The organism is Haloferax sp. SDI50 (assembly GCF_059802635.1).
Genome location: NZ_JBPULL010000001.1, coordinates 1,182,066 through 1,195,479 on the forward strand (window position 1 = coordinate 1,182,066; position 13,414 = coordinate 1,195,479).

The 13,414-nt window shown below is 56.7% G+C and carries 12 protein-coding genes; 8 read left to right on the plus strand and 4 right to left on the minus strand.

Annotated elements, in window-relative coordinates; genetic code table 11:
- Positions 1–15: 15 nt before the first annotated feature.
- Positions 16–549 (minus strand): DUF8056 family protein, encoded by a 534-nt coding sequence (locus ACSR87_RS06060; RefSeq protein ID WP_498529829.1) that lies wholly within the window; start codon positions 547–549, stop codon positions 16–18.
- A gap of 72 nt (positions 550–621) precedes the next feature.
- Between ACSR87_RS06060 and ACSR87_RS06065 the strand changes: the two genes are divergently transcribed.
- Both ACSR87_RS06065 and ACSR87_RS06070 read left to right on the plus strand, forming a co-directional pair.
- Positions 622–1,914, plus strand: a complete 1,293-nt coding sequence (locus tag ACSR87_RS06065; protein WP_498529830.1) for a phosphoglucose isomerase-related protein — start codon at positions 622–624, stop codon at positions 1,912–1,914.
- Between the two features lie 315 nt (positions 1,915–2,229).
- The gene (locus ACSR87_RS06070; protein ID WP_498529831.1) at positions 2,230–2,967 is read left to right on the plus strand and encodes a CPBP family intramembrane glutamic endopeptidase; all 738 of its coding nucleotides are present in this window, start codon (positions 2,230–2,232) and stop codon (positions 2,965–2,967) included.
- Between the two features lie 33 nt (positions 2,968–3,000).
- Here ACSR87_RS06070 and ACSR87_RS06075 read toward each other — a convergent pair whose 3' ends face one another.
- Together ACSR87_RS06075 and ACSR87_RS06080 are read right to left on the minus strand one after the other, a co-directional pair.
- The gene (locus tag ACSR87_RS06075) at positions 3,001–3,459 is read right to left on the minus strand and encodes an NOB1 family endonuclease (protein ID WP_004062937.1); all 459 of its coding nucleotides are present in this window, start codon (positions 3,457–3,459) and stop codon (positions 3,001–3,003) included.
- Between the two features lie 18 nt (positions 3,460–3,477).
- Entirely contained in the window at positions 3,478–3,723 is a 246-nt protein-coding gene (locus ACSR87_RS06080; protein WP_004041843.1) for a PRC-barrel domain-containing protein, read from the minus strand.
- Between the two features lie 199 nt (positions 3,724–3,922).
- Here ACSR87_RS06080 and infB point away from each other — a divergent pair, with 199 nt between their 5' ends.
- The 4 genes from infB to ACSR87_RS06100 all read left to right on the plus strand — a co-directional run bounded on the left by infB (position 3,923) and on the right by ACSR87_RS06100 (position 7,874).
- A complete protein-coding gene (gene infB / locus ACSR87_RS06085; RefSeq protein WP_498529832.1) occupies positions 3,923–5,725 on the plus strand; it encodes a translation initiation factor IF-2 in 1,803 nt (600 codons plus the stop codon).
- A gap of 50 nt (positions 5,726–5,775) precedes the next feature.
- Complete coding sequence (locus ACSR87_RS06090) at positions 5,776–6,228, plus strand: hypothetical protein (protein WP_498529833.1); 453 nt, start codon at positions 5,776–5,778, stop codon at positions 6,226–6,228.
- Entirely contained in the window at positions 6,228–7,172 is a 945-nt protein-coding gene (locus tag ACSR87_RS06095) for a tyrosine-type recombinase/integrase (RefSeq protein WP_498529834.1), read from the plus strand. Before ACSR87_RS06090 ends, ACSR87_RS06095 begins: the two co-directional genes overlap by 1 nt.
- Before the next feature lie 447 nt (positions 7,173–7,619).
- Positions 7,620–7,874 carry a hypothetical protein gene (locus ACSR87_RS06100; protein WP_498529835.1) on the plus strand — a complete coding sequence of 85 codons (255 nt, stop codon included), beginning with the start codon at positions 7,620–7,622 and terminating at the stop codon, positions 7,872–7,874.
- Positions 7,875–8,382: 508 nt separating this feature from the next.
- Here the strand turns inward: ACSR87_RS06100 and ACSR87_RS06105 are convergent.
- Entirely contained in the window at positions 8,383–11,478 is a 3,096-nt protein-coding gene (locus ACSR87_RS06105) for a hypothetical protein (protein WP_498529836.1), read from the minus strand.
- A gap of 327 nt (positions 11,479–11,805) precedes the next feature.
- On the opposite strand from ACSR87_RS06105, the gene ACSR87_RS06110 reads away from it, so the two are divergent.
- Both ACSR87_RS06110 and ACSR87_RS06115 read left to right on the plus strand, forming a co-directional pair.
- Positions 11,806–13,068, plus strand: a complete 1,263-nt coding sequence (locus tag ACSR87_RS06110) for a hypothetical protein (protein WP_498529837.1) — start codon at positions 11,806–11,808, stop codon at positions 13,066–13,068.
- A 149-nt stretch (positions 13,069–13,217) separates the two neighbouring features.
- On the plus strand, positions 13,218–13,412 hold the full coding sequence (locus ACSR87_RS06115) for a hypothetical protein (protein WP_498529838.1): 195 nt from the start codon (positions 13,218–13,220) through the stop codon (positions 13,410–13,412).
- The last annotated feature ends 2 nt before the right edge of the window (positions 13,413–13,414 follow it).

A 13,414-nucleotide genomic window follows, 5' to 3' on the forward strand; every position in this document is an offset into this window, starting at 1 on the left:
ACGCGCGGGTCGCGGTTAGCGAAGCAGTCGGTGAATCCCGTAGATACCCACCGCGCACGCGACCGGCGGGACGAGGCCGTAGAGCGCGGGCAGGTCGTAGAGCAGTCGAACGACGGGGACGAGCGCCGAGACGGTCACGGGGCCCACGGTGAACGGCTCGGCCGGCGTCTGAAGCTCCGCGGGAACCGATGCGAGAAGCCCCACGTACACCGACAGCATGAACACGAAGCCCGCGAGCGCGAGGCTCAGGTCGTACCGCGGCTTCGACCCGGTGCGGCGGTGTCGGCGGGCGACGAACAGTATCGGGGCGACGAGCGGCGCGACGACGAACAGCCCCACGAGGACGTAGAACGACCGCGAGAGGGTGAGCGAGCCGCCGGGGACGCCGGCGGTCGCGGCGATGAGGACCACGAGTCCGAAGACGACGAACAACGAGACGATACCCGTCGCCAGCGCACCGACGAGCACGTAAAACTTGAACAGCCACGACTCGCTGTGCCGGAAGGCGTACGGGAACGCGCCGACGACGCCGCCGTAGTCGTCTGCCATCGGTCGCCTTTGGGAGCGGTCGCGATTAAAGCGACCGGTGTCGTTTTGACGCCGGGCGACGCGGCATCCAGTATGCAGGTAGACCTCGGGAACGTCCTCGACACGGCGCCGGCCCACGGCGTCTCCCGCGAGGCGCTCGACCGACTCGACGGCCGCGTCGCGGCCGCCCACGACCGCATCGAACGGGGCCGCGAGGCCGGAGAACACGGCTACGAATCGCTGAACCTCCCGAACAGCACCGACCCCGCGGCGATTCGCGACGCGGTGAGCCGGTTCGACGACCCCTCGGCGGTCGTCACGGTCGGCATCGGCGGGAGCGCCCTCGGCGCGGCCACCCTCACCGACGCGCTCGAAAGCGACGTGGACGCCCACTACCTCGACAACGTCGACCCCGAAGCCGTCGAGCGCCTCCTCGACTCGCTGGACCTCGCGTCGACCGTCGTCAACGTCGTCTCGCGGTCCGGCACGACCGCCGAGACGCTGGCGAACTTCCTCGTCGTGCGGGAGGCCATGGCCGACGCGGGCGTCGACTGGACCGACCGGACGTTCGTCACGACCGGCGAGGAGGGCAACCTCCGCGACCTCGCCGACAAACACGACCTCCCGTCGCTTCCCGTGCCCGACGGCGTCCCCGGCCGGTTTTCGGTGCTCTCGACGGTCGGCCTCGCCGCCGCGGCCCTCTGCGGCCACGACATCGAGGCGGTCTTGGAGGGCGCGGCCGCACAGGAAGCGCGCCTGTCTGACTCGCTTTTCGACTCGCCGGCGTACGCCTACGGCGCGGTGTCCTACGCGCTCGCCGAGCGCGGCATGCAGCAGAACGCGATGATGCCCTACGCGGAATCGCTCGAAACGTTCTCCGAGTGGTTCGCCCAGCTGTGGGCCGAGTCGCTCGGGAAGGACGGTCTCGGCCAGACGCCCCTGCGGGCGCTCGGCGCGACCGACCAGCATTCCCAGCTCCAGCTGTACCGCGCCGGCCCGCGGGACAAGCTCGTGACCCTCGTCCGCGCCACGGAGTGCGAGGACGTCGCCATCCCCGAGACCGACCTCGACGGCCTCGCGTATCTCGGCGGCTCGTCGCTCGGTGACCTGCTCGACGCCGAGTTCGAGGCGACCGAGGCGAGTCTTGCCGCCGCCGGCCGCCCGAGCGTCCGCATCGAACTCGACCGCGTCGACGAGTACGGCCTCGGTGAACTGCTCTACGCGATGGAGGCCGCCTGCGTCCTCTACGGCGAACTCGCCAGCGTGGACACGTTCGTCCAGCCGGCGGTCGAGTGGGGCAAACGCGCCGCCCGCGGCCTGCTCGGCGGCGGCGACTTCGAGGAGGCCGACGCGGTCGAAGAGAAGTCCCGGCTGGTCGTCGAGTAGTCGGAGCGAGCGATTCGCGGCGACTACGGTCGAGAATCGGCTTTTGCGACGACGACCGAACAGCCACCCAGCGACGACGACCGAACAGTCCACGGGGCGGGACTGAAAGGGGCCGCGGTCGAGGGCGAACCCCGGACCGGTGAGGACCGCAGGCCGGAGGCCGAGGTCCGCGCCGGTCCGCGGGAGTCGTCGACCGCGGGGGCTTTCGAGGTGCCGTCGGTACTGCACCCCGTTCCGACGGCAGACGAATCACCACCGCAGAAAACCGATATCCGACCCGAATCGATTATCCGACCCCATTCCGAAGGGGGGACAATGGCACACGACACCGCCCGCACGTCTGCGAGCCTCGCAGACCACCTCCAGGCGTACGGTGGCATCATCATCGTCGTCGCCCTCTCGCTCCTCGTCGGCGCGACGTTCGGCTCGCTCGCCGGCGGCCTCGCTCGCGGCGTGGTGCCGGGCGACACCGCGCTCATCGGGGCGATTCAGAGCGCCGGGCAGTTCGTCGGCTTCGGCGTCGTCGGCGCGGGCTACCTCTCTATGCGCGACGACTGGGAGTTGATTCGGTTCGAGCGACCGACCGCGCGCGACGCCCTGTGGATTGCGGGCGGGTTCGTCGCCGTGATGGGCGTCTACCTCGGCGCGTCGGCGCTGATGTCCGCCCTCGGCATCCAGAGCGGCGACAGCGTCATCGCCCAGCAGGGCCGCGAGAACCCGGTGTACTTCCTGTATCTCACGGTCGTCACCATCGTCCTCGTCGGCCCGGCGGAGGAGCTCATCTTCCGCGGCATCGCCTTCGGCGAACTCCGGCGGCTGTGGGGGCCCGCCTCGGCGGTCGTCCTGTCGAGTCTGGTGTTCGCGTCGATTCACCTCTGGTCGTTCTCCGGCGAGGGGCTGTACGTCTCGTTGGGGATGGTGCTCGTCCTCGGGAGCATCCTCGCGGTCGTCTACGAGAAAAGCGGGAACCTGCTCGTCGTCGCGCTGGTCCACGGACTGTACAACGCGGTCCAGTTCCTCGTGAGCTACGCGCAGGCGACCGGTATGGTCTGAAAAAGCGAAATCGAACCGCGGGCGGCGACCGGCTTACGCCGGGTTCTTCCGCGACAGCTCCATCCCGCAGATGGGACAGCGCTCTTTGTCCTCGTCGAACTCGCGGCCGCAGCCCTGACACTGGAACTTCCAAGTTCGCTGTTCCGCGATGCCGTCTTGGGCGATGACTTCGACGCCGACGTTGAGCCGTTCGGCGACGTTCTGCATCGCGTAGTCGTCGGTGACGAGCGTCGCGTCGAGTTCGAACGCGGCGGCGATGAGGCGCGTGTCGGTCTCCGAGAGCACGTCGCGGTCGCCGGTCTCGCCCGCGGCGCGGAGCACCTTGTCCACGGTTCCCTGTCCGGGGATGTGGACGTACATGCCCGCGCCTTCGAGGGCGTCGAAGCGGAAGGCGTGCTCACCGGTGAGTTCTTCTTTGACGAGGGGAATCGAGGCCGTCTCGTCGTCGGTGTGGTACTCGTGGATGAACGCAGACGCGTCGAGAATCCGCATTGAGAATCTATCCTGAATCTACCGTTGGACGACGATGTAATCCTTGACCGCCTGCACGCGATTCACCGGGACTCGGAACCGTCCGTGGTCGTCCTGGTCGAACGAGACGCGTCCGGGGGAGATTTGCTCGTTCGGCTGGACGAGCAGGTCGTGCAGCTCGCCCGATTTCATATCCATCGTGATGTTGTACAGCATCCCGAGCTCCGTCCCGTCCGAGCCCATAACGGCCTTTCCGGAGAGGTTCTCGGCGAGTATGTCGGCCATACACACCCCTTCCTCGTCGGTTCACATAAACGGTACGGGCACGTCTGACGAGCGGCCGACGGACACCCCGCGTCCGCCGATGGGCCGCGAGAACACTCGACACGGCAAATCGTGGGACTCGTGCGCACGGCCGTGACGATGGACTTAACTTGAGTCACCGACTCGATTCCGGTAAGAGCTTTCTCCGGGGCGATTCTTCATGTCCGACACTGATTCGACGTCACAATCCGATACGCTTCGCACACCCATCGTGGCCGTCCTCGGCCACGTGGACCACGGGAAGACGAGTCTTCTCGACAAGATTCGCGGCTCCGCCGTCAGCGAGGGTGAGGCCGGTGCTATCACCCAGCACATCGGCGCGACCGCGGTCCCCTTAGACACCGTCTCGCAGATGGCCGGCAGCCTGGTCAAACCCGAGGATTTCGACCTCCCGGGGCTGTTGTTCATCGACACGCCGGGGCACCACTCCTTCAGCACCCTCCGCTCGCGCGGCGGGGCGCTGGCCGACATCGCCATCCTCGTGGTCGACGTGAACGACAGCTTCCAGCCGCAGACCGAGGAGGCAATCGACATCCTCAAGCGGACGGGGACGCCGTTCATCGTGGCCGCGAACAAGATAGACACCACGCCGGGCTGGAACCCCCAAGAGGGGGCCCCCATCCAGAAGACCTACGAGGAGCAGTCACAGCGCGCCCGCTCGAAACTCGACGAGAAGCTGTACGAGATTATCGGCGAACTCTCCGACCGCGGCTTTTCCTCGGACTTCTACTGGCGCGTCCAGAACTTCCAGTCCAACATCGGCGTCGTTCCCGTCTCCGCGCTCACCGGCGAAGGGATTCCGGACCTGCTGGGCGTCCTGATGGGCCTCTCGCAGCGCTACATGAAAGACGAGATGGCCATCGACGTGGCCGGTCCCGGCTCCGGGACGGTCCTCGAAGTCAAGGAGGAACGCGGCTTCGGCGCGACCCTCGACGTGGTCCTCTACGACGGGACGATTCGCGCGGGCGACACCGTCGTCGTCGGCGGCGCGAACGACCCCATCGTCACCGAGGTCCGCGCGCTCCTCCAGCCCCGCCCGAACGCCGAGATTCGCACCGAAAAGCGGTTCGACAAGGTCGAGGAGGTCCGCGCCGCGGCCGGCGTAAAAATCGCCGCGCCCGACCTCGAAGACGCGATGGCCGGCGCGCCGGTCCGCGTCGTCGGCGACCGCGACCTCGACGAGGTCGTCCGCGAGGTCGAAGCCGAACTCGCGGACATCGAGGTCACCACGGAAGAGGAGGGCGTCGTCGTCAAGGCCGACACGCTCGGCAGTCTCGAAGCGATGGCGAACGCCTTACAGGAGGCCGAAGTCCCCATCCTCCGCGCCGAGGTCGGAGACGTGGCCCCCCGCGACGTGGCCGTCGCCTCGACCGCCCGCGAACCCGAGCACAAGGTCATCCTCGGCTTCAACGTGGACGTGCTCTCGAACGCCGAGGCCGAACTCGAAAAGAACGACGTGAAACTGTTCGAAGACGACGTCATCTATCAGCTCGTCGAGGAGTACGAAGACCACGTCGAGGAGATGAAGCGCGCCCAACAGGAGACGATTCTCGACAAAATCGTCCGCCCGTGTCGCTTCCGCATCCTCGAAGACCACGTCTTCCGGCAGAACAACCCCGCCGTCGTCGGCGTCGAAGTCATGTCCGGGACCATCAAGAACAACATGAACGTCGTGAAGTGGGAAGACGGCGAGCCCAACCGCGTCGGCCAGCTCTCGGGCATCCAGGAGAACGGCGAGGACGTGTCGAGCGCCCGCGCCGGCTCGCGCGTCAGCGTCGCCATCGACGGCCCGACGGTCGGCCGCCAGATAGCGGAGGGCGACGAACTCTGGATTGAACTCCCCGAGAAGCACGCGAAGATTCTCGAACAGGAACTCCGCGACGACATCCCCACCGACGAACTGGAGGCGCTGTCCGGCTACCTCGAAAAGCACCGCCGACGCGACCCCTTCTGGGGCAAGTAGGGTCGCAATTATACCAAATTTCTATAAGCGCACTCTGAGTAGCTACAGGTGTGTCACGGAGCCAAATCAACATCAAGGTCAAATCGGAGACAAAGGAAGAGTGGGACGAGTTTGTAGAGAACGAGCAGGAAGTTGGGTCACTAACTGAACTCATCCGACGGAGCGTCGAGGACTTCATCACAGCCCACTACGCTGAATCAAGCGAGGAAGGGCTTCAAGAAGAAGTGTTTCTCTCTGAGATTGAATCGCTCCGAAGTGATATCGAAGCCGTTGCCGATTCAGTCAAGTCCGTACACTATGACCAACTCACAGAAGCAGATGTGCGTGAAGCATCCGTAGAAGCAAACGAGGAACTCTGGGACTGGTACTTCCCGCAACTCCTGCAACAGCTCGATGCTGACCCAAGAGATGTTGAAGCCGATGTAGACGAGTACGAAGGTCCTCCTGAGAACATCCCTGAATCGCACACGAACGCCGACGGTGAAGATGAGGGTGAGAACTGATGGAGCAATCCTACGAAATCACGGACGACGATATGCAGAAGTATGTAGAGCGTCGGAAACTGCGAGCAGGCGATAAATCCACTTGGTCACGCACGCAGGAAGGGTTGCGGAAGTTTCAACGGTTCCTCGATGAGTTTGGCTTCGACTCGTACAAGGAAGTGGATGAGGAAGATATGGAGGACTTCCTCGACTTTCTTCTCCGTGACGGTGGTTCTGACCTGACGGTGAAAGGGTTGTTCTCAACGGCCCGTGTCTTCTTACAAACGCAGGGAATTGACGCCGCCGACGATGTAGACCTTACCGAACTTGGCGACCAGACGCTCGCTCAACAGAATCTCAAGGATGGCATCCACTATGTGACGAAAGAGGAACACCTGTTGATGCGAGAGCACTACGAAAGTCTTCGTGAGGAACTAATTTGTGAACTCCTCTGGGAAACAGGCGTTCGCCGTTCTGAAGCCGCATCTATCCAAATCGACCATATCGACCGTGACGAGCAGTCTATCTGGATTGACAACGCCAAGAACGACGATAATCGCATCGTCTACTACTCTTCTAATTTCTCTACTACTTTGAGAAAGTGGCTCGACCGAGGCGGGCGGGCACAGTACGATAAAGCGCCTGATTCGAATTATCTGATTTGCACTTCCTACTCAACACAGGTTCAGAACAAGTATCCAAACGAAGTGGTGAAGCGGGTTGCTGACCGAGCAGGCATCCTCGACAGCTATGCAGAAGATGCTGCGGGCCGTCCACTACACCATCCGACCGCTCACTCTTACAGACACTCATATGCCGTTTATCGGGTTAAGAACGGTATGAACCTCAAGTTCCTTTCTATGCTGATGGGACACCAATCGGTTGAGGTAACTGCTGATAACTATCTCCACTTCAAGCAAGAAGAAATCAAGGAAGCGAACGAGAACCACCGACCGAAATTCTGAGTTAGAACGCACCCGACTGCACTATCTCCACAACAATCCACAGCACGCCCGCTCCAATAAGATACAACCATATCGGCACTCCACCGTCATCCTCTTCCTGCGCTTCCTTCACGAGTTCACGATACTCTGACTGAGATATTTCTTCACCACAATTTGGACACGGTACTTCGACCTCTTCCTGTTCGCTCTGTTCACGACTTCGAGAATTCCGAGAAGACATACTCTATAGTAGACGCTCTAAGGTTAGTGGCGTTAGGGAACAAAGGAACAGGAAGTGTAGTCGGAACGGTTGTGACAGAAGCATATGTCGGCACAGGACTGACCGTCCTATCTTGCGATTGGTAAACAAGTCCGACTACGCTCGTAAGTACAGTATCTAACCCTAAAGGCGTACTCTCGAACGGATGAGGAGCGCCTAACAAGCTGAAGATAGTATTCTAATACAGTATGGGTGAAGAAGATTCTACAGGCGACGGAATCACCGACGATATACCAGACGATGCAGAGAGTACACTCTCACCAGAGGACAAGATAGAGAACGCTGACGACGAAGAACTCCTGCGAGAATACTACAACACGGTGATGCACCTAGGCATCTGCGAAGCCGAAGGTCAAATCGACACGACCGAGAAGAACTGGGAAGGAGTGCTGTTCCAAGAAATCCTGAGTAGGATGGATGAGGATTACGAACCGACCTACTGAGATAGAGATTATTTTTATTTTTTCCACCAACTCGTGAAGAGAGAGTGTGGGTAAAACAACGGAGAATTGAAGAAGGCAGTTAGAGCGGCTGACACCGCCAAATTGGAACCGACGCCGCTCCTGTGAGGATAGTAGATAACTGGTTTTTCAAGTAAGTAATATTATTTTATATCTAATATACTATTTACTGTGTATGTTATATATATATATATATATATATATATATATATATATTAGATTCTAACTTGCCCTATCGTGGTATGTTAGAGAGTGGGTGTTTCTGAGTCCATCTTCACCCACTATCGCTGATACATACGAGCAAACCATCTTAACCTCAAACCGTTGATTTTCGCCGTTTCAGTATCACCATCGTCACTCTCAGAGATATGGGTACTCTCTATTCTGGCGTTAGTAGATAAAATAAAAATAATCGATTCGAGCGGATTGAAGCACCAAATCACGCTTCAAATCACTCTCTCAACAAGCGGTGGAATACAGATGTGTCATATTAGAGAATCGCTGTGATGATTCGCCAGATGAATTTGAACGGGAACAAGAGAATCCTGAACGGCGTGGTCACGGTCTTCCAAACCATCCTCAACACAAGAACGACCACAAGAACACCGAGAATCGTTCCACCAAGAACACCGATTGTCAGCATCAACTGCTGGCCGACAACATCTCCAAGAGAGTAATCTGAGCCGCCTGAACCGACTATCACTTCGACTGTTTCGGCTTTGTCGTATACGATGGCGACTGATTGGTGCTGGTTACTGTCGTAGACGATTTCCTCAGAGTAGAGGAGGTCGCCCGTCTCGCTGTCGTGGATGTGGTACAGGTGTGTGGGCGTGTCGTTGTTCAAGTTATAGCCGCCGAGTGTTTGGTAGGTGTGGATGCGTCCGTTTCGGTAATCAACCTCAGCAAACCCTGCAGTTGTGTTTGAAGGAATAGAACCGTCATACAGTACGCTCTGGTTGCCTGTCGAACGCTCGTAGGAGTAGAGGTCGTCGCCGACTCGTGCGTAGATTGTTTCCTGTCCATCCGAACTCGCCCCATACAAGATAGTGGATTGAGCGACTGAATCTTCCCATAAGACACTCCCATCAGAAGTGTTCCGCAAGCTGATGTTCGAATCGTCTTGGTACAGGAAGCCAAGTTTGGTGTGCTGAATCGATTGGATGTTGAGATTTGTGTTATCTTGGTACTGTTCAGTCTCGCCAAGATAGGTTGTGATGTAATCGTTGCCGTAGGTGCTGATAGCCGCCTGTCCGCCTGTAAATCCGATATCGTATGTCTCAGCAGGCGGCAGGTACGAATTTGTCTCAGTCAGCGTCTCACTCTCAAAATCGAACTTGTAGCTAGCCGCATCGGTGGTGAAGTACAGCGTCCCATCTCTGGCGATTGTATCTTTCCCGATTAGGTCAGGTGTGATGTTGAGCTTGTGAACACCCTCAACATCCCCTGTGGCGTCTTCAAGTTCGTAGAGATGAATACTACCATCCTCTTCCATCGAAGTGGCGTAGATACGATTCACCGACCTGTCCCAAGCGACTGAGTAGACGATGTTGGCGTTAGTAGAGCCGTTGAGTCGTGTCTCCCAAGCGACTTCGCTAGTGTTCGGGTTGAGCGCCACTACCTTGTCTTGAATCTCCTGAGCGACCTGTGATTTGTTTTCGTTCGCCGTGAAGACGAGCAGGTCTGCGGTGTCGTAGTCAGGCGAGTCCGTTTGTGCTGTAACAGGGTCGATGAAGAGCATCGGGCCGACCGTCGTGGTCAGCACCATCACGATGAGGATGAGTACAAACGAGTGCTTCCGCAGCTCTCGGAATCCAAGAATTGCGAGGAGCAAGAAGATGAGGAAGCCAACCCCACCGACGCCCAAGATGATTGCGTAGATATCGATTAGACTTCCCGAGCCGCTTCCACCGACGAAACCACTATCTGAATCGTCTGTGGTTGTGGTGTTTGTCTCAGTTGTTGTTTCGGTCGTAGTCGTCGTTGTATTGTCTGTGGAGTCACCGTCGCTGGTTGAAGATGAAGTGAGTGTGAACGAGGTACTCGTTGTTTGGTTCTCGCTGATAGTGACGCTCTGCGAGGTCGTGTTGTAGTTGTCGGCGAGAATCTGAACCGTGTAAGTTTGGTTTGCAGTCAGATTTGTGGTGTACGGTGCGGATAGATTCGAATCGCTGAGGACGAGAGAGTCGTTACTATCGTAGATTTCCACCGACCAGTTTGAGATGGTTGTGCCGCTGTCGTTAGTTACTGAACTAATTTCGAGTGTTCCTGTCGGTGTTGAATCTGAAGTGGCTGTTGCGAGTGAGTAAGAGAGCGAAGTCGTTTCGTTGTGATATACAGATGCGTCTTTGACTTCTGCTTCGTACCCCTGTGCTTCCACTCGAACTGTGTAGTTTCCACCGTAAGCGTCGATTCGATAGTCCGACTTGATACCTTCTTCAACGACTGAGTAATTCTCCCACACATCCGATGGCGGGATATCTGTCCGCTCCCAGATGAGGTGTCCACTCTCGTTGTAGATTTTGACTGTAGCGTTGCTGTCGAGGGCGTTGCCGTCTGAAGCGTTGACTGCCGATAGGTTGAGTTCGCCGACGGGAGTAAATTCTACATCCTCAGCGAACTCGTTCCGAAAAAAATCGGTCTCGACACTCCCGTTCTTCACCGTCGATTCTTCGAGTAGATTTCCAGTTGTGTAGTTGAAGCGAACGAAGTGAGTTGTGTATCCGTCAGTATCGTCCGTGCGAGCGTAAATCTTGATTTCTCCGTCAGGTGAAGCTACGGCCTGCTCCCAGTCGTCGTAGCTAAGCGGACTATCCACATCTTCAATCTCATATACCGAATCGCCTGAGGAACGGTCTATGATGTGAAGGTCTCGTGTGGATGTGTCGCCGACTGCAACTGAGACGACTGTGTAGTCATCTGTGCTTGTGAGGACTTGGTGAGTGGTCCCGCCTGATTGGACGATATTCGCTGACTCAGTTTCGTAAGAACTCGCCGAGATGTTCTTCGTGATGTTACCTGTCGATGTGTCGTAGACGCTGATAGTAGCGTTCTCGTCAAGCGTGTACCGAGTCTGCCCCGTAATCGAGTATTCTTCAGAAGACTCGTAAGAGATGTTCCCAGAGGAGTCGATTCGGATTCCTTCAACATCACTTGGAACTGATTCGTTTACTGAGACTAACTCTCCTGTAGAGCGGTTGTATTTGTAGAGAACCGTCTCTTCGAGTGTTCCGCTGTCGTAGTAGTTTGTGACCGTGTAGACATACTCGTTGTCGGCTGTGCTGTACGCAAAGTTTCCAGAAGTATCGCTAACTCCTGATTGTGTTGTCCGTTCCGACCAGATGAGGTCTCCATCAGAGTCATAGAGTTTTGTGACGGTGTAGTTTCCGTCGGAAGTTGACTCAATCCAGCCGATATCTGTTGTTGCTGTTGATGTTGAAGCGTTGCCTGCTGGTTCGGTGTCGCCGATTGAATCGACCGCCGCCGCCCCGATGATAGCCATCGATGCGACCAATCCAATCATCAGGATACCGATTACTACGAGTGTTAGTTTCGTGCCGATACTCGATTTGTTTTGAGAAGAACTCATACTTATATAAACTATATTACAACACTAAATATTTAGTCCCTGACATAGTTCTTTTATATATGTCTAAGGCTCCACGAGACGAAATCTATCGAGTAGTACACACAACTGATTCCATCCGACTCACCGTCACCGAAGTACAGCAACAAGCGAGAGTTGAATTATCTCGATATACGGTTCGACACGCTTTGAACGGCTTAGTTGAAGTTGATGTGCTTGCTCATCGGTCTGGCTCGCCGTACTGGTATGTGAAATAGTATGGGCGCACGCATGCGTTGAAGTATCAGATTACAATAATACTTTTAGTGCTTGAAACATATTATATTACCTATGGTTTACAACCTAAACAAACTTATTCCAAAATCGCTTACTGCCTCTGGTAGTGGCGACGACGGTTCAAGTCGTATCGTACAAGCACTAGCAATTTTCGCCATCTTCGGACTGGTTATGCAGTTTTTCGCAGGTGCAGCGTTGGCTCACTCTGCGAGTGGGGTTCAGGCTGATAACTTCTCAGGCGATGGTTCTGGGGCGGCTCAACCACTCTATGTCCAACAGCCGAGCATGAACGCCAGTGAGACCGCTACGGTGACAACCAACGGTAGCGGGCTGAATTATTCGGGTGTAACAGCATCTGATGTTTCAGTTCTCTCGGGCAATGTAACCGTGAATTCGGTTAACTTGGTTTCGGACTCAGAACTCGAAATCACATACGAGTCTAATACCGACACTCTTGGAGATACTATTTACTTCGAGGTGAGCGGTGTTGTTGTCGAGTCGAGCGGGACAGACGGCCAGTTCTCATACACACAGAGTGATGGGACAACGCTGACTGACTCGTTCGAGTACACACTCAACACAGGAACATCTGAACCAGCAACAGGTACTGTCGAGCTTGGCAACATCTCGACCTACGACAACGGTTCAGTTGATTCGGTAGATGTGATGATTTACAACTCCTCGGGCGACCGAGTGGTTAACGACGGTAACATCACAGACTTCTCTAACTACTCGACGGAACTCGAAACAGGCGACTACACCTACACACTCGTTGCTGATGGGTACGCTGACGCTGATGGTTCCTTCACCGTGAGCGAGAACACAACAACTGCTCTCGACCCATCGTTCGGTGCTCTCCAAGTAGACTACGACTTTACAGTCGAGCAAGACGGTGACGCTCTCTCCAACTTCACTTTCAACATCTATGAGGGTGACAGTATCGGAGAGAACGAATCTGCTCTCTCGTCTGCTGAGTCTGATGCTGTTGGCGGGAACACCATCTCCGTAAGTAACCTTGACGACGGTTCCGACTACACGGTCGAAATCGTCTACAACGACTCTGACGGAAACGAGACGACTTACACGGAGACCTTCACCGTAGACAGCTCACAGGCTGAGAACGGCACGGTCTCCCAGACTGTCGATGTTTCAACTTCATCTGACGATGGTGGGTTCGTCGGTGGTGACGCTCAGGATGTTGCGATTGAATTCGTGACACTGTTCGCTCTTGTCCTCCTCATCATCGGTGCGCCAATCGGTGCGCTTATGATTCTCGTGTGGACTGGAAGCGGAATCCGACGCAACTTCGGATTCTGAATCGTTCGCTAACTGATTTCAGGCGTGCTGGTGCTTTAACCTGAGTTCGATTCTCAGGGCGTCTCTATACAAGCAAAATATAAACTATGTTACAAGAACCACTCAATCAAACGGAATCACCTGGAAACGCATCGTGGACGAGCGGCAAGATGCTATTCATCATCGCCATGTTTGCGGTGAGTGGCGTCTCGTTAGTCGTCGCTCTGGCAATCGTCTTACCTGATGTACTCACTCAACTCGGGATGGTTATTCTCGGACTTGGTGGGTTTGTGATTGGATTGATGGCGACGATTCTGGTGGTATGGAATTTCAATAAGATGCTCAAGGAGACTGGCTTTCGATGATT

What these genes read in the sequence shown, in the direction of transcription:
- ACSR87_RS06060 (WP_498529829.1), bottom strand. Translation starts at nt 549, where the DNA reads ATGGCAGACGACTACGGCGGCGTCGTCGGCGCGTTCCCGTACGCCTTC.
- ACSR87_RS06065 (WP_498529830.1), top strand. Translation starts at nt 622, where the DNA reads ATGCAGGTAGACCTCGGGAACGTCCTCGACACGGCGCCGGCCCACGGC.
- ACSR87_RS06070 (WP_498529831.1), top strand. Translation starts at nt 2,230, where the DNA reads ATGGCACACGACACCGCCCGCACGTCTGCGAGCCTCGCAGACCACCTC.
- ACSR87_RS06075 (WP_004062937.1), bottom strand. Translation starts at nt 3,459, where the DNA reads ATGCGGATTCTCGACGCGTCTGCGTTCATCCACGAGTACCACACCGAC.
- ACSR87_RS06080 (WP_004041843.1), bottom strand. Translation starts at nt 3,723, where the DNA reads ATGGCCGACATACTCGCCGAGAACCTCTCCGGAAAGGCCGTTATGGGC.
- infB (WP_498529832.1), top strand. Translation starts at nt 3,923, where the DNA reads ATGTCCGACACTGATTCGACGTCACAATCCGATACGCTTCGCACACCC.
- ACSR87_RS06095 (WP_498529834.1), top strand. Translation starts at nt 6,228, where the DNA reads ATGGAGCAATCCTACGAAATCACGGACGACGATATGCAGAAGTATGTA.
- ACSR87_RS06100 (WP_498529835.1), top strand. Translation starts at nt 7,620, where the DNA reads ATGGGTGAAGAAGATTCTACAGGCGACGGAATCACCGACGATATACCA.
- ACSR87_RS06105 (WP_498529836.1), bottom strand. Translation starts at nt 11,478, where the DNA reads ATGAGTTCTTCTCAAAACAAATCGAGTATCGGCACGAAACTAACACTC.
- ACSR87_RS06110 (WP_498529837.1), top strand. Translation starts at nt 11,806, where the DNA reads ATGGTTTACAACCTAAACAAACTTATTCCAAAATCGCTTACTGCCTCT.
- ACSR87_RS06115 (WP_498529838.1), top strand. Translation starts at nt 13,218, where the DNA reads ATGCTATTCATCATCGCCATGTTTGCGGTGAGTGGCGTCTCGTTAGTC.